At 69.0% G+C, this 23,624-nt stretch carries 21 protein-coding genes; 13 read left to right on the top strand and 8 right to left on the bottom strand.

Features of this window, described 5'->3' with window-relative positions; translation table 11 throughout:
• Positions 1 to 73: 73 nt before the first annotated feature.
• Together ACLF6J_RS00255 and ACLF6J_RS00260 are read right to left on the bottom strand one after the other, a co-directional pair.
• A complete protein-coding gene (locus tag ACLF6J_RS00255) occupies positions 74 to 1,693 on the bottom strand; it encodes an amidohydrolase (RefSeq protein WP_134351581.1) in 1,620 nt (539 codons plus the stop codon).
• A complete protein-coding gene (locus tag ACLF6J_RS00260; protein WP_134351579.1) occupies positions 1,690 to 2,925 on the bottom strand; it encodes an MFS transporter in 1,236 nt (411 codons plus the stop codon). The genes ACLF6J_RS00255 and ACLF6J_RS00260 overlap by 4 nt, the downstream gene beginning before the upstream one ends.
• Before the next feature lie 182 nt (positions 2,926 to 3,107).
• Here ACLF6J_RS00260 and ACLF6J_RS00265 point away from each other — a divergent pair, with 182 nt between their 5' ends.
• The 3 genes from ACLF6J_RS00265 (at position 3,108) to ACLF6J_RS00275 (ending at position 4,826) form a co-directional block, all read left to right on the top strand.
• On the top strand, positions 3,108 to 3,710 hold the full coding sequence (locus tag ACLF6J_RS00265; RefSeq protein ID WP_166804644.1) for a TetR/AcrR family transcriptional regulator C-terminal domain-containing protein: 603 nt from the start codon (positions 3,108 to 3,110) through the stop codon (positions 3,708 to 3,710).
• Positions 3,711 to 3,781: 71 nt separating this feature from the next.
• Positions 3,782 to 4,156 (top strand): DUF2255 family protein, encoded by a 375-nt coding sequence (locus ACLF6J_RS00270; RefSeq protein WP_134351575.1) that lies wholly within the window; start codon positions 3,782 to 3,784, stop codon positions 4,154 to 4,156.
• Between the two features lie 286 nt (positions 4,157 to 4,442).
• On the top strand, positions 4,443 to 4,826 hold the full coding sequence (locus ACLF6J_RS00275; protein ID WP_134351573.1) for a hypothetical protein: 384 nt from the start codon (positions 4,443 to 4,445) through the stop codon (positions 4,824 to 4,826).
• Between the two features lie 24 nt (positions 4,827 to 4,850).
• Here ACLF6J_RS00275 and ACLF6J_RS00280 read toward each other — a convergent pair whose 3' ends face one another.
• Genes ACLF6J_RS00280 through ACLF6J_RS00290 form a run of 3 tightly spaced genes read right to left on the bottom strand, consistent with a single transcriptional unit; the run spans position 4,851 to position 10,635 of the window.
• On the bottom strand, positions 4,851 to 8,315 hold the full coding sequence (locus ACLF6J_RS00280; protein ID WP_134351571.1) for an error-prone DNA polymerase: 3,465 nt from the start codon (positions 8,313 to 8,315) through the stop codon (positions 4,851 to 4,853).
• Complete coding sequence (locus ACLF6J_RS00285; RefSeq protein WP_134351569.1) at positions 8,315 to 9,853, bottom strand: DNA polymerase Y family protein; 1,539 nt, start codon at positions 9,851 to 9,853, stop codon at positions 8,315 to 8,317. Before ACLF6J_RS00285 ends, ACLF6J_RS00280 begins: the two co-directional genes overlap by 1 nt.
• Positions 9,850 to 10,635: a hypothetical protein gene (locus ACLF6J_RS00290; protein WP_244093469.1), complete on the bottom strand. Its 786-nt coding sequence runs from the start codon at positions 10,633 to 10,635 to the stop codon at positions 9,850 to 9,852. Before ACLF6J_RS00290 ends, ACLF6J_RS00285 begins: the two co-directional genes overlap by 4 nt.
• A gap of 129 nt (positions 10,636 to 10,764) precedes the next feature.
• On the opposite strand from ACLF6J_RS00290, the gene ACLF6J_RS00295 reads away from it, so the two are divergent.
• From ACLF6J_RS00295 to ACLF6J_RS00320, 6 genes are all read left to right on the top strand, one after another.
• A complete protein-coding gene (locus ACLF6J_RS00295; protein WP_134351567.1) occupies positions 10,765 to 11,235 on the top strand; it encodes a prepilin peptidase in 471 nt (156 codons plus the stop codon).
• Between the two features lie 49 nt (positions 11,236 to 11,284).
• Positions 11,285 to 11,497 carry a hypothetical protein gene (locus ACLF6J_RS00300; protein WP_047521915.1) on the top strand — a complete coding sequence of 71 codons (213 nt, stop codon included), beginning with the start codon at positions 11,285 to 11,287 and terminating at the stop codon, positions 11,495 to 11,497.
• Complete coding sequence (locus tag ACLF6J_RS00305) at positions 11,490 to 12,104, top strand: CYTH domain-containing protein (RefSeq protein WP_047521918.1); 615 nt, start codon at positions 11,490 to 11,492, stop codon at positions 12,102 to 12,104. The genes ACLF6J_RS00300 and ACLF6J_RS00305 overlap by 8 nt, the downstream gene beginning before the upstream one ends.
• A gap of 63 nt (positions 12,105 to 12,167) precedes the next feature.
• On the top strand, positions 12,168 to 13,328 hold the full coding sequence (locus ACLF6J_RS00310) for a type III polyketide synthase (RefSeq protein WP_244093468.1): 1,161 nt from the start codon (positions 12,168 to 12,170) through the stop codon (positions 13,326 to 13,328).
• Complete coding sequence (locus ACLF6J_RS00315; protein WP_134351565.1) at positions 13,325 to 14,050, top strand: methyltransferase domain-containing protein; 726 nt, start codon at positions 13,325 to 13,327, stop codon at positions 14,048 to 14,050. Before ACLF6J_RS00310 ends, ACLF6J_RS00315 begins: the two co-directional genes overlap by 4 nt.
• Complete coding sequence (locus ACLF6J_RS00320; RefSeq protein ID WP_134351563.1) at positions 14,037 to 15,155, top strand: FAD-dependent oxidoreductase; 1,119 nt, start codon at positions 14,037 to 14,039, stop codon at positions 15,153 to 15,155. Before ACLF6J_RS00315 ends, ACLF6J_RS00320 begins: the two co-directional genes overlap by 14 nt.
• A 52-nt stretch (positions 15,156 to 15,207) precedes the next feature.
• Here the strand turns inward: ACLF6J_RS00320 and lpdA are convergent, their stop codons facing one another.
• The gene (gene lpdA, locus ACLF6J_RS00325; protein WP_047521923.1) at positions 15,208 to 16,605 is read right to left on the bottom strand and encodes a dihydrolipoyl dehydrogenase; all 1,398 of its coding nucleotides are present in this window, start codon (positions 16,603 to 16,605) and stop codon (positions 15,208 to 15,210) included.
• A gap of 9 nt (positions 16,606 to 16,614) precedes the next feature.
• A complete protein-coding gene (locus tag ACLF6J_RS00330; RefSeq protein WP_047521925.1) occupies positions 16,615 to 17,265 on the bottom strand; it encodes a copper resistance CopC family protein in 651 nt (216 codons plus the stop codon).
• A 100-nt stretch (positions 17,266 to 17,365) separates the two neighbouring features.
• On the opposite strand from ACLF6J_RS00330, the gene ACLF6J_RS00335 reads away from it, so the two are divergent.
• From ACLF6J_RS00335 to ACLF6J_RS00345, 3 genes are all read left to right on the top strand, one after another.
• Positions 17,366 to 17,851 carry an FHA domain-containing protein gene (locus ACLF6J_RS00335; RefSeq protein ID WP_047521927.1) on the top strand — a complete coding sequence of 162 codons (486 nt, stop codon included), beginning with the start codon at positions 17,366 to 17,368 and terminating at the stop codon, positions 17,849 to 17,851.
• Complete coding sequence (locus tag ACLF6J_RS00340) at positions 17,851 to 18,537, top strand: MerR family transcriptional regulator (protein ID WP_134351561.1); 687 nt, start codon at positions 17,851 to 17,853, stop codon at positions 18,535 to 18,537. Before ACLF6J_RS00335 ends, ACLF6J_RS00340 begins: the two co-directional genes overlap by 1 nt.
• Before the next feature lie 99 nt (positions 18,538 to 18,636).
• Positions 18,637 to 19,182 carry a MerR family transcriptional regulator gene (locus tag ACLF6J_RS00345; protein ID WP_047521931.1) on the top strand — a complete coding sequence of 182 codons (546 nt, stop codon included), beginning with the start codon at positions 18,637 to 18,639 and terminating at the stop codon, positions 19,180 to 19,182.
• Between the two features lie 75 nt (positions 19,183 to 19,257).
• On the opposite strand, the gene ACLF6J_RS00350 is transcribed toward ACLF6J_RS00345, so the two are convergent.
• Positions 19,258 to 20,070, bottom strand: a complete 813-nt coding sequence (locus ACLF6J_RS00350; RefSeq protein WP_047521976.1) for a ParA family protein — start codon at positions 20,068 to 20,070, stop codon at positions 19,258 to 19,260.
• Positions 20,071 to 20,163: 93 nt separating this feature from the next.
• On the opposite strand from ACLF6J_RS00350, the gene ACLF6J_RS00355 reads away from it, so the two are divergent.
• Complete coding sequence (locus tag ACLF6J_RS00355) at positions 20,164 to 23,571, top strand: pyruvate carboxylase (protein WP_134351559.1); 3,408 nt, start codon at positions 20,164 to 20,166, stop codon at positions 23,569 to 23,571.
• The last annotated feature ends 53 nt before the right edge of the window (positions 23,572 to 23,624 follow it).

The raw sequence follows: 23,624 nt of genomic DNA on the forward strand, positions 1-23,624 counted from the left end.
GTACGGTCAAGGGGGTGGCCGCTCCGGGGCACGTCGGCGACCCGGGATAGGCGGCGCGCCCGTCAGGTGAGGATCACGAGTTCTCGCGTCGCGCGGGCGGAGACGACTCCGCGAAGACCGTGCGTCCCGCGATCACGGTCTGCACGACCCGGGCGCTCAGCAGCGTCTCGAGATCCCCACTGAACGGATCGGCGTCCAGGACCACGAAATCGGCCGCGGATCCGGGGGTGATACGTCCGCGCCAGCTTCCGTCGCCCATCGACGTCGCCGCATCTCGCGTGGCATGCGCGATCGCCCGTTCGAGCGGGAGCGCCTGCTCCGGGTGCACGCCTGCCATACCGGGCACCAGCGCGGACGCTCGGGTCGACGCGACGAACATGTTCGGGAGCGCCTGATGCGGAGCGGTCGGCGCATCGGTGGAGAAGGCGAGGAGCGCACCCGCCTGCTCGTACTCCGACCAGGCGAACGCGCGGTCGACGCGTTCGTCTCCGAGCTGTGCCGCCCAGTTCCCGAAGATCGCCGGGTCGGCGTGCACAGGCTGCATGGAGGCGGTGACGCCGAGGCGCGCCATCCGTTCCGCCGTTCCCGGCGCTGCGTACTCGAGGTGTTCGATGCGGTGTCGGCGCGGTCGTTCACCGTTGGTCGCGATCGCGTGCTCGATCGCGTCGAGGGCGAGCGTGCTCGCGGCGTCCCCGATCGCGTGCATGGCGATCTGCAACCCGGCCGCATCCGCCGCCGCGACGACCGGGAACAGGCGCTCGGCGGGCCAGATCGGCCCCGCGTTGGTGCCGTCCGCGTACGGCGCGCCCATGGCTGCCGTACAGGCATCGATGGTGCCGTCGAGGACGAGCTTGATGCCGAGCACGCGTGCCCCCGCCGTCGGTGTCGAGGCGTGCACGGCGGCCTGCTCGACCTGCGCGAGGTTCGCGGCATCGTCGCCGGTGTTCGCGACGAACCAGTGCGCGGCGACACGCAGAGGCAGTTCGCCGCGCTCGGCGGCGCGTGCGAGTGCGGCGAGCCCGAGCTCATCGAAGGCCATGTCCACCGCCCCCGTCACGCCTGCGGCGATGTAGGCGGACACGACTCGCCGGACCGCCGCATCGCGCTGCGCGTCGGTCGTGTGCGCGTCGCGGTGCGCCCAGGCGTGCAACTGTGCGGCGGTTTCGTAGAGCATTCCGGTCGGCTCACCGGAGGCGTCGCGGGCGATGCGTCCGCCGAGGGGATCGGGCGTGTCCCGGGTGATCCCCAGCTCCGCGAGAGCCGCCGTGTTCACCCAGCATGAGTGGTAGTCGTTCGCGTCGAGGTAGACCGGGATGTCGGCGACGACCGCGTCGATCATCGCGGCGGTCGGCTCTCCGTCCGGGATCGCATCGAAGAGCCAGCCGCGCCCGCGAAGCACGCCGGATGCCGCCTCGCGAGCCCCGCGAAGTCGGCGCTGTATCTCCTCGAGAGAGGTGGCATCCGTGAGCCCCACCTGTCCGAGAGCTTCGCCCATCATCAGCAGGTGGGTGTGCGCGTCCGTGAATCCGGGGAGCACGGTGCGACCTTCCAGGTCCACCACCGTGTCGGCGGCGGGCGCGTCGGTGTCGGATCCGACGTGGACGAACGCGTCACCGTCGACGACGACCGCGTCGGCCCATCGTGATTCGTCTCCGGTGAAGATCCGGCCGTTGCGGTAGAGGGTGCGGGTCATGCGTCGTTCTCCTGTGCGGTGAGGCGTTCCAAGCGGGTCGAGACCAGGGCGATGGCTCCGGTGGGGATGGCCAGGACGAAACTCGCGATCCCGAGTGCGACGGCGAAGCCCTGGTAGCCGAGGGTGCCGACGAGCGCTGCGCCGATCACCGGCGTGAGCGCCGATCCGACGAGGTACACGGCCAGCAGCGGGCCCGACCAACGGCCGTCGGCATCCAGTGCGGCCGAGGTCGAGACGAAGTACATGAACGCGATGGCATACACGGAGTTCCAGGCGATGAAGACGACGATGAAGGCGGTCGGGTCGGTCACGAAGCCTTCGCAGATCTTCAGGACTCCACCGGCGATCAGCAGGATCACAAGGGGGACGGCGCGCCCGAAACGGGCACCGACGATCATGAGCAGGACCGAACCGAGGAGTCCGCCGGCGGTCGCACCGCTGAGTGCGATCCCGAGGCCTTCCGGTGTCAGGGCTGCTTGTTCCGCGCCCATCACCCCGGCCATGGCCCAGAGCGAATCCTCACTCACCGCCCACAGCGCGAACGTGATGAGGAGCCCGAAGCCCGCGATCGTGACCTTCCGCGAGCGGGCCGGGGAGACGCGAACCGTCCCGGTCGGCGGGATCTCGATCGGCATCGCCTCGGCGACGGCTGCTCCCGCCTGTGGAGCGACGACCGGTGCGGCGGGGAGCCACACCGAAGCGACCAGGCCGATCAGGTTGAACAGGGCCAGCGCGCCGAAGACGTCGATCGGTGCGAGCCCGATGAGGGGGATCACGGCGAGCACCACGGTGATGACACCGCGATTGGCGAGCCCGTTGAAGCCGGCGACCCGGTCCGGGTTCCGGAAGGCGGCGAGGGCGGCACCGGAAGCGGCGACGGCACCGCCGGCTCCTGCTCCTCCCAGGAGCAGGCCCGGGAGTATGGCCGCGGGGGCGAGCGCCGCGGTCGCGAAGCCGACCACGGCGAGGCTGAGGCCGGCGCGTGCCACGGTCCGACGGTGAATCCCGGCGCACAGCGGAGCGATGGCCAATCCGGTGACCGCGGTGAGCAGGAGGGTCGCGGTGACCAGCCAGCTCGCGGAGAGGACGTCGATCCCGAGGCCGCTCTGGGCGGCGGAGATCATGTACGGCGACAGGTTGACCCCGAGGTATCCCGCGATCCCGATGGCGAAGGTGGCGGTGGCGGTGGGGAGACGGAGGGGGATCCGGGTGCGGAGGTCGAGAGTGGTCATGAGGCTCCAAGGGGAGGGCACGGCATTGTGCGCGAGGGAGGGCGGGGGGGCGTGCGTCGGTGGGCACGACTTCATAAACGAATGGTGTTCGTCAACGAATGGTGTTCACTATTATGCACAGGAGAGGGTTCGTGCGGAACCCCGATCTTCATGTCCGGTCTTCCGGAGAAAGCGAGCCCACCATGCCCAGGCCCTCTTCCCCGCTGCTCTCTCCGGAGATCATCGGATCCGCCGGGCTGGCGCTCGCGAAGGCGGGGAAGCCGTTCGGGGTCAACGCGATCGCGCGCGAGTTGGGCGTGCGGCCGTCCTCGTTGTACAACCACGCGGACGGCATGGATGAGATCCTCGAGCTCATGCGCGGCAGGCTCGTGGAGGAATACCGCGTCGAGTGGCGGGGTGAGCCCTGGGCCGAGTTCCTGCACGTGATGCTCCGCACGCAACGCCGGATGTACGCGGATCATCCGCAGCTCGTGCCCCTGCTGGTCGGCAAGACGATCACGAGCCCCGCGGTGATCGCCGTGTACGACGACCTGGCCTCGGTGCTCGTCGACGGGGGATTTCCCGAAGATGAGGTGCTCTCGGTCATCGCCGTGCTCGACGCCTTCGCGATCGGCTTCGGTCTCGACCTCGCCTCACCCGACGAGATCTGGCAGCCCGAGGGCGAGACGCGCACTCTCGGTCGGCTCATCGACGGAGCCGAACAGGGGAGTGCGCGATCGGATCGCACGTTCGAGCTCGGCGTCGGTCTTCTCATCGACTCCCTGCGTGCACGGCTCACCCGGTGAGCGATCGTGAGATCCTCCTCGATCTGACGTAGCATGCACTCTGCCTCACCCACCGATCTCGAGGAGGACTCATGACGACCTGGAACCCCGAGGAGCTGGCCCGCATCGCCGCGCCGGAGATGTTCGACCTCTCCGCGCAGCTCGCAGACGGCACGACGCCGAAGACGGTCGGCATCTGGGCGGTCGCCGTGGATGGCCGCCTGTTCGTTCGCTCCTACACGGGCCTTGCCGGCAAGTGGTACGCCCCGGCTCTCGCGAGCCTGCGAGGGCGTGTGTCGGCGGGCGGCATCACGAAGGACGTCCGCTTCGAGCCCGTCACCGACGAGGCGACCAATGTGGCGATCGATGCCGAGTACCTCGACAAGTACACGCCGAGCCCCTACGCGCCGGAGATGGGACAGGAGCCGGTGCGGTCGAACACCCTCGAGGTCATCCCGATCGACTGAGTGCGGTTCCGAGGCATCGGGTGCGGCGCGGGAGTGGGCCCTCCCGAACGATCCGCCCCAGACGTATCGCCGAGAGGGCTCTCCGTCCTTCCCGGACGGTGGGGGAGGCGGCGAAGTTCGCTGCGCTCACGGCTGAATCCCCAGTCCATCAGCCTCGTAGCCCCCGCTACGTGAGCAGAGTATCGCTTAATCGCCTTGTCCGCCATTTGGGGGACAAAGATATTTTCGGAACTTTCTCGCAGAGACGTTCTGTTGCCTTCCGGGCGGCGTTGCCTAGGGTGGACACATGGACAGGTTGCTCGTCGTCGCCGCACAGGTCGCCATCGCTCATGGGCACCGGGTCGAGGTGACGGAGCAGATCGACCCGCTCGCCGGGGAGCCTGTGGTCCTGTCCATCGTCGACCTCGACAACGGGATCCGCTACCGACGTGCAGAGGATCCGAGTGGCGACCTCTCTCGGTGGATCGGACGTGTGCTGGAGTGCACGGTGACCATCGGGGGAGCCGACTCCCGCACCTCTTTGCTCGTCGATCCCATCGGTCCGGGGGCGACCGGAGCGAAGCGCGCTCTGCGTGGCGCGGACGCCGCCGCGGATGCAGCGAAGGCCGAGGCCGACAGATGGGGCGGCGCCGACCGTCCACCTCCCGAGGAACACGAACGCTTCTGGTGACGCCGGGTACAGGGCTCCCGTCGCTCATCGGAAGTCCCTGGACCGGTGTGTGAGGCCGGTGCGGAGATCCTCGAACCCGTCGGCGAGCACATTGACCACCCCCTCGCTCGACCGCTCCAGGATGCCGCGGATGATGAGAGCCGGTGAATCCCGGGCGACGCGACGGTAGCGATTCCAGACCCCTGCCGAGCAGACGACGTTCACCAGGCCGCTCTCGTCCTCGAGATTCACGAAGGTGATCCCGGCGGCCGTCGCCGGTCGTTGCCTGTGAGTGACGAGTCCCGCGACCTCGATGCGCCGACCGACCTCGTGGCTCTGCAGATCGACGGCGGTGAGCACCCCGCGGGTGCGCAGCGCCTCCCGGAAATGCGCCATCGGATGGTCATCGGTGGACACACCGGTCGCCCAGAGATCGGCGGAGAGACGCTCGTAGCTGGTCTGGTCGGCGAACAGGGGAGGCTGCACGGCGACCGTGGTCCCCGGGAGGAAGCGTGAGCGGTCGTCCGCCGCGGCTCCGGCCAGCCAGATCGCCTCTCGGCGCTCCAGCCCCAGACAGTCGAAGGCCCCTGCCGTGGCGAGGGCCTCCAGCTGTGCGGCGGTGGCATCCGTACGCCGCACCAGATCATGCAGATCCCGGTAAGGACCGTGTGCGTCACGTTCCGCGACGATCCTCTCCGCCAACGGCACACCGATCCCCCGGATGCCGCTGAAGCCCAGTCGCACCGCGAATCCGCCGTCCCTGCGGTGGGCAGCGGACTCGTCGGGAGCCTCCCGATCGAAGCGGAGGACAGCAGGTTGAGGAGCGGCGAGGCACTGCGTCCGGCCGGTGGGTCCGCCTTCGGAGTCATCGGCGAGCGGCTCCAACGAATCCGTCGCTCCGGACAGGTGCAGATCGGGCCGACGGACCTCCACTCCATGCCGCCGTGCATCCGCAGTGAGGGTCGCGGCGGAGTAGAAGCCCATCGGCTGCGCGCGCAACAGCCCGGCGAGGAACGCGGCGGGATAGTGCAGCTTCACCCAGGAGCTGGCGTAGACCAGCAGGGCGAACGACAGCGAGTGCGACTCGGCGAACCCGAAGTTCGAGAACGCCTGGATCTGCGCGTAGATCCGGTCGGCGGCGTCGGCATCGAGCCCTCGTCTGCGCATGCCCGCGTAGAGCTTGTCCTTGACCTTCTCGATCTTCTCCAGGCCGCGCTTGGAGCCCATGGCGCGCCGCAGCAGGTCGGCCTCATCCGCGGTGCAGTCACCGATCGCCGTCGCCATCTGGATGAGCTGCTCCTGGAAGATCGGAATGCCCAGCGTGCGTTTCAGGATGTCTTCCAGATCGCTGTGCGGGTAGGGGATCGTGAACTCCACGGGGTCTTCACCACGCCGTGCACGCTCCCGGTTCTCCTCGTCGACCCGGTCCTTGGCGATCTTCCGCCGCACGAACGGATGCACCGCACCGCCCTGGATGGGGCCGGGACGGATGAGGGCGATCTGGATGGCGAGGTCGTAGAAGCTCCGCGGCTGCAGACGGGGGAGCAGCCCGATCTGTGCGCGGGACTCCACCTGGAAGACACCGATGGAGTCCGCGCGACAGAGCATGTCGTAGACGGCGGGCTCCTCCTTGGGAATGGTCTCGAGCCGCCACTCCTCACCCGTGGCCTGTCGGATCAGATCGAAGCAGTGCTGGAGGGCGGCGAGCATCCCGAGGCCCAGGAGGTCGAACTTCACGAGCCCCATGAAGGCGGAGTCGTCTTTGTCCCACTGGATGACGGTGCGGTTCTCCATGCGCGCATGCTCCACCGGTACGACCTCGCCGACCGGACGCGCGGTGAGCACCATGCCGCCGGAGTGGATGCCGAGGTGGCGGGGGGCTTTCAGCAGTTCGCCGGCATAGGCGAGCACGTTCTCGGGGATGTCGTGGTCCTCGGCCGGCTCCAGCCCCGCACCCCAGCCGTCGACCTGGCGGGACCAGGCATCCTGCTGACCGGGGGAGTGACCGAGCGCTCTGGCCATGTCGCGCACCGCGTTCTTCGGCCGGTACTGGATGACATTCGCCACCTGGGCCGCCCGCTCCCGGCCGTACTCCTGGTAGACCCACTGGATGATCTCCTCGCGACGGTCGGAGTCGAAGTCGACGTCGATGTCAGGCTCCTCCGTCCGCGTGGTCGCGAGGAACCTCTCGAAGGGGAGACGGTAGAGGATCGGGTCGACCGCCGTGATCCCGAGCAGGTAGCAGACCGCGCTCGCCGCAGCCGAACCTCGCCCCTGGCAGAGGATGCCGCGTCTGCGTGCCTCGGTGACGATGCCGTGCACGATCAGGAAGTATCCGGGGAAGTCCTTCTCCTCGATCACATCCAGCTCACGGGCGATCCGGTGTTTGCCCTCCTCGTCCAGGCGGGGATACTTCGACGGCACGGCCGCCCAGACCAGGTGACGCAGCCAGCTCATCGGTGTATGCCCCTCCGGCACCTTCTGCTGCGGGAGCGCGGGTCGTGCCAGGCGCAGGGGGAAGGCGGAAGCCGTCGCCAATTCGAGCCCGTAGGAGATCGCTCCGGGATGCCGGTGGAAGCGCGCCGACATCTCTGCGCCGCTGCGGAGATGGGCGCCCCCGTGCGCGGGCAGCCAGCCGTCGAGCTCATCCATGCTCCGCACCGCGCGGACCGCAGCCACGGCCTCGGCGAGTGGCGCCTGTGCGGGAGTGGCGTAGTGCACGTTGTTGGTCGCCACCACCGGCAGCCGCATCCGTCGTGCGAGCCCGGCGAGAGCGTCGTTGCGGCGGGTGTCCAACGGGTCCCCGTGGTCGAAGAGTTCGACGGCGACGTGATCGCTTCCGAACAGGTCGACCAGGGTTCGCAGCGGGGTGAGGCCGTCGCCTGCTTCGAGCCCGCGGCGCACGGCACCTTTGCGGCAGCCGGTCAGGATCGTCCAGTGGCCTCCTGCGCGTTCGGCCAGATCGTCGAGGTCGTACACCGGTCGTCCTTTCTCGCCCCCGCGCAACTGCGCCGCGGTGATCGCCCCCGAAAGGCGGTGGTACCCCTCCTTCCCCCTGGCGAGGACCAGCAGATGTTCTCCCGCGGGGTCGGCGGAACCTCGTTGCGGCGCGGGCAGATCGAGGGACAGCTCGGCCCCGAACACGGTCTGCAGCGGACTCTCCATGAGATCGGCGACTTCGGCGAAGCGTGCGGCACCGTAGAAGCCGTCGTGGTCCGTGAGCGCGAGTGCGGTCAGTCCGAGGCGGTCGGCTTCGGCGAGCAGATCTTCGGGGGAAGAGGCCCCGTCGAGGAACGAGTAGGACGAATGGGCGTGCAACTCGGCGTAGGGCACGGCATCGTGCGGACGGGGGATGCCGATGGGGGGAGTGCGCTTGCGGCGACGGCTGACCGGTCCGGGATCGCTCCGTGTGTTCTTCGGCTCGGCGCCCGGAGGGGGCGAAGGGGACTCCTCGCCGCTGAGGGTGCGCTCCAACTCGTTCCACGACAGGGGCGGATTGTGCCAGCCCATCAGCGATACCTCCCCTCGGCCCACCAGCGCTCGCCGGTATGGAAGACCAGCCAGGCGCGATCCTGGTCATCGACGATCTGGAGCCGATGCCCGCGCTTTCCGCCCCCTGCGGCCCAGCGGCGTTCGTGAACGGGCCAGGGACCGGCCCAGGCCTGCACGGAGACACCGTCGATGCGGGCGGGGTCTTGCGAGAGGGCTCCGCGTTCATCGACGCTGACCGTGGTCTCATCCGCGGCGAGGACTCCGATGGGGCGCGGAGGGTGGAACACCTCGGCAGGCAGAGGGTCGGGGAGGCTGCCGGGCCACGGCGATCCCGGATCCCGTGGAGGGACGGCGCGCTCCCCCCACGGGGTCAGCACCTGACGGTCGGCGAGCCAGCGACCACCGGAGATCGCCGCGGTGACCACGCCCTGATGGCCCAACATGGTCTGCACGCGCGAGACCGCGTGGTGCAGGCGCTCATCGGTGCCGGAGCCGAAGAGCCCCGGTTGGTGATGGGCGGCATCATCCACAGCAGCGGGGGTGATCCGTACGGCGGTGATGCCGCCGAACGCTCGTGCCTCGTCGACCGGTTCCTTCGCGGACTGCGTGGCCAAGGCCTCCAACTGCCAGCGCACCCGATCGACGAGGTCGGAGGCGTCGAAACAGGTGGGGTGCAGCCAGGATCTCGAGAAGACTGCCCCGTTGTCGTCGGTCAGATCGATCCGCACCTCCGTGCAGACGACCGAGGCCTCACCGAGAGCGAGCATCACCGCGTCGGCTGTCTGCCGCACCGCGAAGGCGATCTGATCGGCTCCGCCCAGCGGCGAGTCGAACTCGACGCTGCGCACGAGCTCGGGGTCGGGTGGGCGCGGGGTCAGGGGGCGGGAGTCGGCACCCGCGGCGAGCGCGTGCAGACGCGCACCGTGTTCACCGAAGCGGTCGCGCACGTCAGGCGCGGCGAGGGCGGTGAACTCGCCGAGGGTGCGTATGCCGAGCCGGAGGAGGAGTCCGGTGATCTGTTCGTCGCGCAGCACCTGCACGGGGTAGGGGGCCAGGAACTCCCGAGCGGTGCCGGACGGTACGACCGTCCAGGGCGTCGGGCCTCGCGCGGCGATCTCGGCGGTGAAGGGGCCGTCTGCGATGCCGATGCGCACCTCGGGGAACCCGGCCTCTCCGAGGATGGTGGCGAGTGACGCGGCGGCCTCCGCTTCCCCACCGTGATAGCGGGAGATGCCTCTGGCGCGGAGGATCGCGAGTCCGGGGCGCAGCAGAGTGACTCCCGGGGCGTGCTTTTCGATGAGTTGGAGCACGGGAAGGAAGGCGCGTTCGTCACGGGCCTGGTCGTGCGGGAGGACCTGGAGGGAGGAGAGGTGGCCCTGCGCGACTCGGCGGCGCTGACCGGTGCGGACGCCGTGCTCCCTGGCGGAGGCGGTGCAGGCGACGATCGTGTTGGCTTGCACCAGGGCGGTGGGCGGATGTGGAGATGCGCCGCCGAGCGCGGCTCGCATCGGCCAGTCGGGGAACCACAGCACGAGGACACGGAGAGGGGCGTTCATCCTGCTTCCGCCCATCGCAACAGCTCCGGGGGAGCGGATTCACCGAGGGAGGACCTCTCCGGCGAGAGCGCAGGGAGTGCGGTGAGCTCTGCCCCGACGGCCTCGAGAGCGCCGTGCCCTCCCGGCAGCTGCACGCGCACACTCGAGGGGCGAGGGCTGTGTCGTGTCTGCGCCGTCACCGTCACGGTGCAGTCGGAGAGCAACCCCCAGCCGGCGCCGAGACCGTGCCAGTGCGGGTCATGAAGGCGTATCGTGCCCTCGCTCTGCGGCCATCGTCCGGTGCCGGGGGACTCGGTGACCAGAAGCGTGCAGCCGCGATCACGCAGGCGAGCGCTCAGTCGGGAGACGTCGGCGTCTCCGGCCCGGGTGCCGGGGGCGACGACGATCAGAGGCACGACCTCGGCCAGCGCGGAGGTCGCCGCGAGCCAGCGCTCGCCGGGGGTGGGCACGAGGATCAGGCGGGCGAGGTCGATGCCGAACGCGGCCGCTGCTTCGATGCCGAGCGTGGGCATGCCCACCACCGCGCACCAGTGCCCTTTCCGGGATGCGGCGCTGAGCAGCGCGAGCACCAGGCTCGGCGAGGGGGAGACGGTATAGGACGTGCCGGTCTGCAGGCCCTCTTCCGGCAGGAGCGCCGCGAAGGCGGGATCGAGGGGGAGCAGCGCATGCTCGCTGCGACGTCGTTGCATCCTGCTGATCTCGCGGCGCAGTCGCAGTACTTCACCCGCGCGGGAGTCGCTCGCCGGAGAGAGCGAGGTCACCGCATCGAGCCCGATCACCATGTGTCCATTCTCGAAGATATGTACGAATAAAACAAGTCGCACGGATGACGATAGTTCGTACATCGGACATCGTGTCGAGTTCTCCACAGGGCTCACGCGGGCGATCCGCCCATCTCCTAACCTGCGGGGATGGACATCCGGTTCGCGCTCATCGCCCTCGTGCACGTCGCCCTGGTCGTCGTCGGCGGCGCACTGATCGTGATCGACGCCCGCACGCACCGACTGCCCGACCTGATCGTGCTGCCGACGCTCGCATCACTCGCAGCCCTCACCGCGGTCGACGCCCTCCTCACCGGGCGCGGCGACGCGCTCCTCCGCGCCCTCCTCGGCCTGGTGATCCTCGGCGGGTTCTATGCCGTGCTGCGAGCGATCAGCCGCGCAGGGATGGGCGGCGGAGACGTGAAGCTCGCTGCCGTGATCGGCCTCGTGCTGGGGTGGCACGGGTGGGATTCGCTCGTGATCGGTGCCGCGGCGGCATTCGTGCTGGGCGCGTTCTACGCACTGGTGCTCATCCTCCTGCGTCGGGCGACGGGGGCGACCCGCATCGCCTTCGGGCCCTGGATGATCGCCGGAGCCCTTCTCGGCATCGTCCTCGGCTGAATCCGCCCGTCCTCGTGCCGACACCGCGAGGACGGGCTACCCTGAGCACATGGCACTCGCACGACTTCACGGCGGCCCGCTGGACGGGCAGATCATCCCTCTCGGCGATGCGGACGACAAGCTGATCGTCCCCTACAGCGAGACGCAGGTGGTGTACAACCGCCGCGGTGGGCCTCAGAACACCGGTCCGGACGATGGGCCCACGGAGGTCGACTACTGGTTCGAGGAGTCTCTCGAGGATCTCACGCTCGACGATGACTGAACCGTCTCGCACCGTCGAGGTGGAACGCAAGTACGACGTCGACATCGAGACCCCGTTGCCGCGCTGGGACGCGATCCCCGGCGTCGACGCCGTCACCGCTGGCGAGCGTCGCGCATTGGACGCCCGATACTTCGACACCGCCGACGGTGCGCTCGCCCGTGCCGGCGTGGCGCTGCGTCGTCGTACCGGCGGGCCGGACGCGGGTTGGCACGTGAAGGGTCCTCGCCAGGGCGACGGCCGGCTCGAACTCGGCTGGCCGCTCGGCGACGGTGACGACCTTCCTCCGGCCGTCGCGGAGACCGTCGCGACCTGGACGACCGCACCGCTCACCCCGCTGGCGCGCATCGAAAACGATCGCACCGCCTATCTGCTCACCGGTCCGGACGGGGTCGTGGCCGAGTTCGTCGACGACCGAGTGCGGGCCACCGACCTCCGCGGCGGCGTGCAGCGCGAATGGCGCGAGTGGGAGATGGAGCTGGGGCCCGCCGCTCCTGACGATGAGCTGCGGCGCACGGCGTTCTTCGACGCCGTGGAGCACGCCGTCCTCGCCGCGGGCGGCCGCGAATCGGCATCCGGCTCCAAGCTCGCTCGCGCGCTCGGTTTCTAGGCAGAGGCCGCTCGCGAACGCAACCCCTTCCCCCAGAGGCGCGGCGCATGCTTGAGTGACAGCATGAGCCGACCGCCTGTGCTTCGATCGCTGCAGACGATCGTCCCCGAAACCGTTCTCGTGCAGGAGCAGGTGCGCGACGTCTTCGCGCAGCAGCCCGATCTCGGACGGCTCGCGCAGCGGATCGTGACGACGTCGTTCAACGTCTCGGGCATCGACACCCGGCACACCGTGATCGATGAGCTGTCGCTGGAGTCGGAACCGGCCGACCCCGTCTTCTTCGACCGTCGTACCGGGATGCTCCTCGCGCCCGGCACGAGAGCACGCAACGACCTGTACACCCGGGAGGCGGCGAAGCTCTTCGTCGAGGTCGCGCGGCAGGCCCTCGACGCCGATCCTGAGATCGGCCCCGAAGACGTCACCCACGTCATCACGGTCTCCTGCACCGGGTTCCACGCCCCGGGTCCGGAGTACGAGATCGTCCGCGGACTGGGACTCTCCGATGCGGTGCAGCGTTTCCATCTCGGCTTCATGGGCTGCTACGCGTCGATGCCGGCGTTGCGTGCGGCGAGCCAGTTCTGCGTCGCCGATGAGAACGCCGTGGTCCTGGTCGTCAGCGTCGAGCTGTGCACCCTCCATCTGCGTTCCTCCGAGGACCCGGACACGATCGTCGCGTCCTCGTTGTTCGCCGACGGTGCGGCAGCCGGCATCGTGACGTCCCGTGATCTTCCGTCGCCGTCCTCCTCGCTGCAGCTGGACCGTTTCCACACGGCCATCGCGCCGGAGGGCGAGAAGGACATGGCCTGGACGATCGGTGACACCGGCTTCGAGATGATCCTCTCGACGTCTGTTCCGCAGATCATCGGGGAGACGATCATCGGTGCCCTTCGACCGCTGTACTCGGCCGAGAATGGCCTGGCCGAAGCCTTCGAGGCCGGGACGGTGGGGGACCAGGTGCAGCACTGGGCCATCCACCCCGGCGGCCGCAGCATCCTCGACCGGGTGCAGGAGCGGATGCAGCTCAGCGACGCGCAGCTGCACCCGGCGCGGGAGGTCCTGCGGGAGAACGGCAACATGTCGAGCGCGACGGTGCTTTTCGTCCTCAAACGGATCCTGGAGGATGAGGGGGCCAGTGGCGGAGAGCGCGTGGCGGCGATGGCATTCGGGCCAGGGCTCACGGCCGAGAGCGCGCTGATGACCGTCGTCGCGCCGACCGGGTCATGAGCCCCGATCTCACGCTGCGAGATGGGGAGGTCCGCGAGCGGATGGACGATCCGCACGCCGACGCTCGGAAGCTGGCGCGGACCTACGGACGGTTCGGTCTCGTCAACGCGCTCGTCTCCCGGCCCGGGGCGATGTATCGGCGCGACATCCGTCCTCGCGCGGCCCGTACCGGGCGACTGCGGATCCTCGATGTGGGGGCCGGTGGGGGAGACCTCTGTCGACTGCTCGCGTGGCGTCTGCGTCGAGACGGTCTCTCGGCGGAGGTCACCGCGCTCGACGCCGACGACCGTGCGATCCGCTGGGCAGCGGCGCATGATGGCGGTGCGGGCGTGCGCTACCGCTGCGCGCTGACCACGGAGCTCGTCGCCGCGGGGGAGACCTACGACGTCGTGCTGTCCAACCACGTGCTGCACCACCTCGATGACGCCGAGCTCCAGGGCGTGCTCAGCGACTCCGTGCGCCTCGTCGCTGCGGACGGAGTGGTGGCGCACCACGACATCGCCCGCAGCCACACCGCGTACGCCCTGTTCGCCGCGGCCACCTGGCCCATCTCCCGCAGCCTCCTCGCCGACTCGTTCATCCGCGAGGACGGGCTCCTCAGCATCCGTCGCTCCTACACCCTCGCCGAGCTCGCGGCGGTCGCCCCAGACGGGTGGAGCGTACGCGGCGGTGCACCCTTCCGCGTGGAGCTGCGATGGGACGGGGCACATGCCCGACCATGACGTGCTGATCGTCGGCGCGGGGCCGGTGGGTCTGCTGCTGGGCTGCCTGCTGCTGCAGCGCGGTCTGCGGGTGGTGGTGTGCGAACGTCGAGCGGACGCGGATCAGCGGACCAGGGCGATCGGCATCCACCGCCCCGGGTTGGACGCGTTGGACGCCGCGGGCGTCGGAGACGAGGTGCGCGCGGAGGCGCTTCGGCTCGAAGGTGGGGAGGTGCGCAGTCGTCGGCGCACCTTGGCGTCCGTCGACTTCGCATCGGATCGTCCGGTCCTGATCCTCCCGCAGCCGCGAAGCGGCGCGCTGCTGCGGGGCCGGATGCACTCGCTCTCGGAGGAGGCCCTGATCACCGGATGCGCCGTGCGCCTCGTCCGGCAGGACGCGGATGCCGTGCACGTCACGGCGGACTCCGCGGAGGGAACACGGATGATCTCGGCGGCCGTGGTCGTGGTGGCCGACGGCGTGCGGAGCCGTCTGCGTGAGGGGCTCGATGCCGGATGGCGTCGTCGGGCCGGACGCGCCGCGTATTCGATGCTCGATGTCGAGGAGCCGACGTCGGAGAACCGGGCCGTCCTGCACTGCGAGCCGGAGGGTCTGGTCGAGTCCTTCCCCCTCCCCGGTGGTCGCCGTCGATGGGTGGTGCGGGGCAGTGCAGACGCCCTTCGTACCGCCGATGACTTCCGTGCGACGATCGAGCGGCGTACCGGGATCGGCATCGAACCGGCCGCCACGGACGCCCCCACTCCCTTTCTCGCCGCACAGCATGCGGCGACGCGCCTCCATCAGGGCCGGGTGGTGCTTCTGGGCGATGCCGCACACGAGATCAGTCCGATCGGCGGACAGGGCATGAACCTCGGGTGGGTCGATGCCGTTCGTCTCGCGGAACGACTCTCCGGCACGCGGCCCGGCGCGGTGCCCGAGCTGGGTCCGTACGACCGACGGGTGCGCCGATCGGCATCCCGGGCCCAGCGCCGCTCCGCGTTCTACATGGCGATGGGGGCGCCCGCCCCGGCGCCGGTGGTGCGCGGCAGGGAGATGCTGATGCGTGCACTCGGGTCCGCTCCGCTGCGCGGCTGGACGGCAGGGCTCCTCACGATGCGCGGCCTGTGACGCACGAAGGCCCGGTCCGCACTCTGCGAACCGGGCCTTCGTGATGTGAGGATCAGAAGTTGATCATGTGTCCTGCGAGGCCGTGGAAGCCTTCCTGCAGCGCCTCCGACAGCGTCGGGTGGGTGTGCACGTTGCGGGCGAGCTCGAGTGCGGTCAGGTCCCACTTCTGGGCCAGCGTCAGCTCGGGCAGGAGCTCGGAGACGTCGGGGCCGATCATGTGCGCGCCGATGAGCTCGAGGTGCTCCGCGTCGGCGATCAGCTTGACGAAGCCGACCGGCTCGCCGAGGCCGTGCGCCTTGCCGTTGGCCATGAACGGGAAGGTCGCGACCTTGATCTCGCGCCCCTCGTCCTTGGCCTGCTGCTCGGTGAGCCCGAACGATGCGACCTGCGGCGAGCAGAACGTCGCACGCGGCATCATCCGGTAGTCGCCGAGGGTCTGCGTCTCCGCGCCACCGATCGTCTCGGCGGCGACGACGCCCTGTGCCTCCGCCACATGGGCGAGCTGCAGCTTGGCGGTCACATCGCCGATCGCGTAGATGCCCTCGACGTTCGTGCGCATGTGATCGTCGATGTCGATCGCGCCGCGTTCGGTGAGCTTCACACCGGTCTTGTCGAGGCCGAAGCCCTCGATGTTCGGCGCGAAGCCGACCGACATCAGCACCTTGTCGGCCTCGATCGACGACTGCTGACCGTCCTTGCCCGTGTAGGTGACGGTGACGGAGGAGCCGTTGTCGACGACCGTCTCCACCTTGGTGGAGGTCAGGATGTCGACGCCGTAGTTCTTGTACTGCTTCGTGATCTCCTTCGACACGTCGGCGTCCTCGTTGGGGAGCGCGCGGTCGAGGAACTCGATGATCGTGACCTTGACCCCGTAGTTCGTCATCACATAGGCGAACTCCATGCCGATCGCGCCCGCGCCGACGATGACGATCGACTTCGGCAGCTCACGGGTCATGATCTGCTCTTCGTAGGTGACGACGTTCTCGCTGAGCGTCACGCCCGGCAGCAGACGGACCTTGGAGCCGGTGGCGATGATGGCGTTGTCGAAGGTGACCTCTTCGGACGTGCCGTCGGCCTTGGCAACCGAGATCGCCTTCGGGCCGGTGAAGGTGCCGCGACCGTTGTACTCGGTCACCTTGTTCTTCTTCATCAGGAAGTGGATGCCCTTGACGCGACCCTCGGCGACCTCGCGGCTGCGATCGAACGCCTTGCCGAAGTCGATCGTGAACTCGCCGGAGATCCCGAAGAAGTCCGCCTTGTGGTTCAGGGTGTGCGCGAGCTCCGCGTTCTTCAGGAGCGCCTTGGAGGGGATGCAGCCGACGTTGAGGCAGACACCGCCCCAGTACTTCTCCTCGATGATGGCGGTGGACAGACCGAGCTGCGCGCTGCGAACCGCAGCGACGTATCCGCCAGGACCTGCACCAAGGATGACGACGTCGTAGTGTGGCATGCCTTAAGCCTATCGCTCCGACGGGGTGTCGGAATCGGTCGGAGCCCCACCTCGTCGGCGGCTCGCGACGATCCAGATGACCACTCCGGCGACGACCAGGACGGCGATGATCGCGAGCACCCAGACCCATGCGGAACCCGTGTCGGCATCGTCGGGGACCGGTGTGGGCGTCGAGGTAGCCTCGGGCTCCGTGGTCTCCTCCGCCGTCGGCGCTGCGCTGGTCGGGGCCGCCGTGGGCTCCGCGGTCGCAGACCCGTCGTCGCCGACGGTCACCATGAAGGAGTACTCGCCGGAAGTGGGGTGTCCGTCGCTGGAGACGACCTTCCAGATCACGTGGTATTCGCCGGCCGGACCGGACCCCTGCAAGGGCTGGGTGACGATCGCGCCTTCGACCGTCGCCGCGCCTTCGGTGACCGACGTGCCATCGGGGGCGGTCACGACGACCTCCGTCGCACCCTCACCGTCGATGAGCTTGGCGCTGAAGGTCAGCGTGAGCTCTTCGGGGACGGTATCGACCGATTCATCGGCAGCGGGAGACGACGACACGAGCGCGTCGTGCGCGGACGCCGAGAGCGGGGAGAAGAGCACGAGGAACGCGGCGAGCAGGGTCGCGGCGAGGGCGATCGGGGTGGCCGACGGGCGCAGAGCTTTGGTCTTCACCACTCCACCTTATGGATAAGCAGTATGTGACGGCTGAGTGTGAATGCGGCCTCCCGCGAGCGCCTCGGCATCCGTTAGTCTGGATGATCAGGAGGGCACAGTGACAGACAGCGACAGCCGACCGGCCGGTGAGGACGCGATCCACCGCTCCGGCGAGCAGAAACACGACGTGACGCAGACGTTCGGACACGATTCCGACCTGTCTTTCGTGCCGTTCGGGGTGGAATTGACCGACGTGGAGCAGACGGCCATCGCCGCACTGCCTGCGGGATCCGCGTTGCTGCTGGTGCGCTCGGGCGCTCTCGCCGGTGCGCGCTATCTGCTCGACACCGATGTGACCACGGTCGGGCGGCACCCCGAGGCCGACATCTTCTTCGACGATGTGACCGTCTCGCGCCGGCACGCCGAGATCACCCGCAGCGGATCCGCCTTCGAGATCATCGACCAGCGCTCCCTCAACGGGACGTATGTCAACGGGGAGCGCGTCGACCGCAGCGCCCTGGTCGACGGCTCCGAAGTGCGCGTCGGCAAGTTCCGTCTGAACTTCTTCGTCTCCCCTCACGATCGCGCGGCGGCGAACGACTGATGGCGGCCACTCCCGCCCGCGAACGTTCCGCGTCCGCGGGCTTGCTGAGTATCGGCCAGGTCCTTGCTCGGCTCACACCGGAGTTCCCCGACCTCACGTCCAGCAAGCTGCGCTTCCTCGAAGTGCAGGGCATCGTCAGCCCCTCCCGCACGGAGTCGGGCTACCGCAAGTTCTCCGCCTCGGACATCGAGCGGTTGCGTCTCGGTCTCACGCTGCAGCGCGATCACTATCTTCCGCTGAGCGTCATCCGGGAGCAGCTCGATGAAGCCGCCGCCGGCGGGGAGGCGTCCGCCCTCGCCCCGCCGCCCTCGATCACGCCGGCGCCGCGTCGCTACCGCCGAGACGAGTTGCTCGCCGCCGCCGGCGCGGGGCCGCAGCTGCTCAACGATGCGATCAGCACCGGCGTCATCACGGCGCAGGAGAGCTACCCGGAAGCCACCGTCATGCTGCTGCGCGGTCTCGTCGCCCTGGATCGCCACGGCATCGAACCCCGGCACCTCCGGTCGTTGCGCCAAGGGGCTGAGCGGGAAGTCGCGCTCATCGAGTCGGCGATGTCCGCACTCCTGCGGCGGACCGACGCCGCATCCCGGGCGAAGGCCAGCGAATTGGCGCCGGAACTGGCGACGCGGATCGACGAAGTGCGCTCGCTCTTCGTCAAGGATGCGCTGTCGCGAGTGCTTTCGTAACGAACTGATTGCGACACACCTTCGTCGTCGCACGGATGTCATTGCCGGTGCCCAGGCACTGCTCTACCGTGGAAGAAACCGTTCCAGGGAGGATTTCAGATGAATGCGGATGAGCTCGCAGGCGACCCGCGGTTCGTACCCGAACTCCTCTTCACCGACGGCCTCCCGGCCATGGACGACGAGGTCGGATACCGCGGTGCGGTCGCCGCTCGTGCAGCTGGCATCACGTACCGTCAGCTCGACTACTGGGCGCGCACCGAGTTGGTGGAGCCCACCGTGCGCGGCGCCAGCGGCTCCGGTTCGCAGCGCCTCTACGGCTTCCGTGACATCCTCGTCCTGAAGCTGGTGAAGAGCCTTCTCGACACCGGCATCTCCCTCCAGCAGATCCGCACCGCCGTCGAGGAGCTGCGCCGCGCAGGCATCCGCGATCTCGCGGGCACCACGCTGATGAGCGACGGTGCGTCGGTCTACCTCTGCACGTCGAACGACGAGGTCATCGACCTCGTGAGCCGCGGCCAGGGTGTCTTCGGCATCGCCGTCGGAAAGGTCCTCCGCGAGGTGGAGTCGACCCTCGTGGCATTCGACCCGACGGCCCCGGACCCCGTCGACGAACTCACCGCTCGTCGCGCGAAGCGTTCCGCCTGACCACGACTTTCCGCTTCAGACGGAAAACGGCCGCCCTCGATGAGGGCGGCCGTTTCGTCGTGCGCGTCGTGCGGATCAGCTCTGTGGGCCGTTCTCCGGAACGGCGATCCGACCGGTGCGGATGATCCTGTCCAGGAGCTGGTCGAAGTCGGCGGCGAGTTCCTGCGCGGAATCGCCGGGCCAGATGTGCAGCGGCTTCGCGGCACCCTGGGCCTGCTGCAGCGAGGTGCGCTCAGGCAGCTGAGGGGAGAGCACGAGAGGTCCGAACATGTCGCGCAGCTCCTTGATGCGGAACTGGTGCTCGATGGACTGCGGGCGCACGCGGTTCACGACGATGCCGAGGGGCTGGAGCCGGGGCGAGAGTCCCCGACGGATCTCCTCGATGGCGCGGAGGGCACGGTCGGCGGCGGCGACGGAGAACAGTCCGGGTTCCGTGACCACCATGACGCGGTCGCTGGCGGCCCAAGCGGTGCGGGTGAGCGCGTTCAGGGAGGGAGCGCAGTCGACGAGGACGAGGTCGTAGTCGGCCTCGACCGAGGCGAGCGCCTCCTCGAGCTTCCACACGTCACGCACGCTCGGGTGCGGCCCGTCGAAGTTGATCGCGGAGGGGCTCCCGATCAGCACATCGATGGTGCCGGGGTGGACCTTCGCCCATCCGCTCGAGGTGATCGCCTGTCGGACGACCTTCTCCTTCGGGTTCGCCAGGACGTCGGCGATGTTGAGCCGACCTGCCACTTGGATGTCCATCCCGGTGGAGACGTCGGACTGAGGGTCGAGGTCGACGACGAGAGTCCGGACGCCCCGAGCGAAAGCCGCGGAGGCCAGCCCGAGTGTCACGGTCGTCTTGCCGACGCCCCCCTTGAGAGAGCTGACGCTGAGTACGTGCACGGACACCACGTTACCTTCCCCTAGGCTGGGGGAACACTCAGCCCCGCCCCATGCGCATCGAAAACGCTGTGCATCGAGCTCCCAGAGGTGTGCATGTTCCAGAAGATCCTTGTGGCGAACCGCGGCGAGATCGCGATCCGCGCCTTCCGTGCGGCTGTCGAGGTGGGGGCGCGCACCGTCGCGGTCTTCCCCCATGAAGACCGGGGTTCTGTGCATCGTCTCAAGGCCGACGAGGCCTACGAGATCGGCGAGCGCGGGCACCCGGTGCGGGCGTACCTCGATGTCGACGAGATCATCCGCGTCGCGCTGGAGTCGGGAGCGGATGCCATCTATCCGGGCTACGGCTTCCTGTCAGAGAATCCCGAGCTCGCGGAGAAGGCTGCGGCGAACGGCATCGTCTTCATCGGTCCTCCCTCGAACGTGCTGGAGATGGCGGGCAACAAGGTCGAGGCCAAGCGCCACGCGATCGACGCGGGAGTCCCGGTCCTGCGTTCCACGGAGGCCTCCGACGACGTCGACGCACTCGTCGCCCAGGCAGAGGACATCGGGTTCCCGCTCTTCGCGAAGGCGGTCGCGGGTGGCGGTGGCCGGGGGATGCGCCGCGTCGAGACGTCCGGTGACCTCGCTCCGGCGTTGGCCGAGGCCATGCGCGAGGCCGCCAGCGCGTTCGGTGATGCGCGGATGTTCCTGGAGCAAGCCGTCGTCCGCCCCCGGCACATCGAGGTGCAGATCCTCGCCGACAAGACCGGCGAGACCGTGCATCTGTTCGAGCGCGACTGCTCCGTGCAGCGTCGTCACCAGAAGGTCGTGGAGATCGCTCCGGCGCCGAACCTCGACGACGACATCCGCACGGCACTGCACGGATACGCCGTCGCGTTCGCCCGCTCCATCGGGTACGAGAACGCGGGCACGGTCGAGTTCCTCCTCGAGACGGCGGGGGAGCGGGCAGGCGAAGTCGTCTTCATCGAGATGAACCCCCGTATCCAGGTCGAGCACACCGTGACCGAGGAGGTCACCGACGTCGACCTGGTGCAGAGCCAGATGCGGATCGCCTCGGGGCAGACGCTGGCCGACCTCGGTCTGCAGCAGGAGAATCTGCACCTGCGCGGCGCCGCGCTGCAGTGCCGGATCACGACCGAGGACCCGACGCAGGGCTTCCGTCCCGACACGGGGAAGATCACCACGTACCGCTCTCCCGGTGGGGCCGGGATCCGTCTCGACGGCGGCACCGTGCACCAGGGCGCACAGATCAGCCCGCATTTCGATTCGATGTTGGCGAAGCTCACCTGTCGCGGGCGGGACTTCCCGGCCGCGGTCGCTCGGGCGCGCCGAGCACTCGCCGAGTTCCGCATCCGCGGCGTCGCGACCAACATCCCCTTCCTGCAGGCTCTCCTCGAGGATGACGCCTTCATCGCCGGAGACGTGAGCACCTCCTTCATCGACGAGCGCCCCGGACTGCTTCGCGGTCGTGTCTCGAAGGACCGCGGGACGAAGCTCCTGAACTGGCTGGTCGACGTCACGGTCAACAAGCCGAACGGTGCCCACCCCGGTGTGATCGATCCCGCATCCAAGCTGCCGGCGATCGATCTGAGCGCGGAGCCGGCTCCCGGCTCCCGCCAGCGCCTCCTCGAGCTCGGGCCCGAGGGATTCGCCCGCAGCCTCCGGGAACAGACGGCGCTCGCGATCACCGACACGACCTTCCGCGACGCGCATCAGTCCCTCCTGGCGACGCGAGTGCGCACGAAGGACCTCGTGGCCGCGGCGCCCTACCTCGCCCGGTCGACCCCCGGACTCCTGTCCGTCGAGGCGTGGGGCGGGGCGACCTACGACGTCGCCCTCCGCTTCCTCGGTGAGGACCCGTGGGAGCGCCTCGACAAGCTGCGCGCCGCACTGCCGAATGTCGCGATCCAGATGCTCCTGCGCGGCCGCAACACGGTCGGCTACACGCCCTACCCGACGGCGGTCACCGAGGCGTTCGTCGCCGAGGCGGCGGCCAGCGGTGTCGACATCTTCCGCATCTTCGACGCGCTCAACGACGTGGAGCAGATGCGGCCGGCGATCGAGGCCGTGCGCAAGACCGGAACGGCGGTCGCCGAGGTGGCGCTCTGCTACACCGGGGACCTGCTCGATCCGGCCGAAGACCTCTACACCCTCGACTACTACCTGCACCTCGCAGACCAGATCGTCGACGCGGGGGCGCACATCCTCGCCATCAAGGACATGGCGGGGCTGCTGCGCCCGGCCGCCGCAGCGAAGCTCGTCGCAGCGCTGCGGGAGCGGTTCGACCTGCCGGTGCATCTGCACACGCATGACACCCCCGGCGGGCAGCTGGCGACCCTGCTCGCCGCGAGCGCCGTCGGGGTGGATGCGGTGGATGCCGCGTCCGCGCCGCTTTCCGGCACCACGAGCCAGCCCTCGCTGTCGTCCCTCGTCGCCGCCCTCGCCCACACCGACCGGGACAGCGGCATCTCCCTCGACGGCGTCTCCGATCTCGAGCCCTACTGGGAGGCGGTGCGGCGGCAGTATGCGCCGTTCGAATCCGGGCTTCCGGGACCCACGGGACGTGTCTACCACCACGAGATTCCCGGTGGCCAGCTGTCGAACCTGCGCCAGCAGGCCAAGGCGCTGGGGCTCGCCGACGATTTCGAGCTCATCGAGGACATGTACGCCGCGGCCGATCGCATGCTCGGTCGCGTTCCCAAGGTCACTCCGTCCTCCAAGGTCGTCGGTGATCTGGCCCTGCACCTGGCCGCGGTGAAGGCGGATCCGGCCGACTTCGAGGCCAACCCAGAGAAGTACGACGTGCCGGACTCGGTCGTCGGTTTCATGGCGGGCGAACTCGGCGACCTTCCGGGTGGATGGCCCGAGCCGTTCCGCAGCAAGGTGCTCGCCGGACGCACGGTGCGCGTCGGCCTCACCGAGATCAGTGCTGACGATGAGGCCGCACTCGCCGGGACCAGTGCCGAACGCCGTGCACGGCTGAACACCCTGCTGTTCCCCGGTCCGAGCGCCGAGTTCGCGGAGCGGCGGGAGTTGTTCGGAGACCTCTCCGTGCTCGACACGGCCGACTACCTGTACGGGCTCGTGGCCGGGCAGGAGCACCTGATCGAGATCGATCGCGGCGTCCAGCTCTACGTGGGTCTCGAAGCCATCGGGGATGCAGACGACAAGGGGATGCGCACCGTGATGACGACCCTCAACGGGCAGCTCCGGCCCGTCTTCGTGAGGGATCGGTCGATCGTCGTGGACGTGCACGAGGTCGAGAAGGCGGACACCTCCGTGCCCGGCCAGGTCGCGGCGCCCTTCTCCGGGGTGGTCACTCTGAAGGCCGAGGTGGGCGCCACCGTCCGCGCTGGCGAACCCGTCGCATCCATCGAGGCGATGAAGATGGAGGCGGCCATCACGGCCCCCGTGGACGGCGTCATCGAACGTCACGCGATCGCCGAGACGCAGCAGGTGGATGCCGGAGATCTTTTGGTCGTGATCCGTCCGGCGCACTAATCTTGTGCGGGCGAGGCCAGCGCACGATGTGCGTACCCGGGGCCCGCACAGGC

It is taken from the genome of Microbacterium sp. IO18 (genome assembly GCF_049099505.1).
GTDB classification, from domain to species: Bacteria; Actinomycetota; Actinomycetes; order Actinomycetales; family Microbacteriaceae; genus Microbacterium; species Microbacterium aurugineum.

What these genes read in the sequence shown, in the direction of transcription:
- ACLF6J_RS00255 (WP_134351581.1), bottom strand. Translation starts at nt 1,693, where the DNA reads ATGACCCGCACCCTCTACCGCAACGGCCGGATCTTCACCGGAGACGAA.
- ACLF6J_RS00260 (WP_134351579.1), bottom strand. Translation starts at nt 2,925, where the DNA reads ATGACCACTCTCGACCTCCGCACCCGGATCCCCCTCCGTCTCCCCACC.
- ACLF6J_RS00265 (WP_166804644.1), top strand. Translation starts at nt 3,108, where the DNA reads ATGCCCAGGCCCTCTTCCCCGCTGCTCTCTCCGGAGATCATCGGATCC.
- ACLF6J_RS00270 (WP_134351575.1), top strand. Translation starts at nt 3,782, where the DNA reads ATGACGACCTGGAACCCCGAGGAGCTGGCCCGCATCGCCGCGCCGGAG.
- ACLF6J_RS00275 (WP_134351573.1), top strand. Translation starts at nt 4,443, where the DNA reads ATGGACAGGTTGCTCGTCGTCGCCGCACAGGTCGCCATCGCTCATGGG.
- ACLF6J_RS00280 (WP_134351571.1), bottom strand. Translation starts at nt 8,315, where the DNA reads ATGGGCTGGCACAATCCGCCCCTGTCGTGGAACGAGTTGGAGCGCACC.
- ACLF6J_RS00285 (WP_134351569.1), bottom strand. Translation starts at nt 9,853, where the DNA reads ATGAACGCCCCTCTCCGTGTCCTCGTGCTGTGGTTCCCCGACTGGCCG.
- ACLF6J_RS00290 (WP_244093469.1), bottom strand. Translation starts at nt 10,635, where the DNA reads ATGGTGATCGGGCTCGATGCGGTGACCTCGCTCTCTCCGGCGAGCGAC.
- ACLF6J_RS00295 (WP_134351567.1), top strand. Translation starts at nt 10,765, where the DNA reads ATGGACATCCGGTTCGCGCTCATCGCCCTCGTGCACGTCGCCCTGGTC.
- ACLF6J_RS00300 (WP_047521915.1), top strand. Translation starts at nt 11,285, where the DNA reads ATGGCACTCGCACGACTTCACGGCGGCCCGCTGGACGGGCAGATCATC.
- ACLF6J_RS00305 (WP_047521918.1), top strand. Translation starts at nt 11,490, where the DNA reads ATGACTGAACCGTCTCGCACCGTCGAGGTGGAACGCAAGTACGACGTC.
- ACLF6J_RS00310 (WP_244093468.1), top strand. Translation starts at nt 12,168, where the DNA reads ATGAGCCGACCGCCTGTGCTTCGATCGCTGCAGACGATCGTCCCCGAA.
- ACLF6J_RS00315 (WP_134351565.1), top strand. Translation starts at nt 13,325, where the DNA reads ATGAGCCCCGATCTCACGCTGCGAGATGGGGAGGTCCGCGAGCGGATG.
- ACLF6J_RS00320 (WP_134351563.1), top strand. Translation starts at nt 14,037, where the DNA reads ATGCCCGACCATGACGTGCTGATCGTCGGCGCGGGGCCGGTGGGTCTG.
- lpdA (WP_047521923.1), bottom strand. Translation starts at nt 16,605, where the DNA reads ATGCCACACTACGACGTCGTCATCCTTGGTGCAGGTCCTGGCGGATAC.
- ACLF6J_RS00340 (WP_134351561.1), top strand. Translation starts at nt 17,851, where the DNA reads ATGGCGGCCACTCCCGCCCGCGAACGTTCCGCGTCCGCGGGCTTGCTG.
- ACLF6J_RS00345 (WP_047521931.1), top strand. Translation starts at nt 18,637, where the DNA reads ATGAATGCGGATGAGCTCGCAGGCGACCCGCGGTTCGTACCCGAACTC.
- ACLF6J_RS00355 (WP_134351559.1), top strand. Translation starts at nt 20,164, where the DNA reads ATGTTCCAGAAGATCCTTGTGGCGAACCGCGGCGAGATCGCGATCCGC.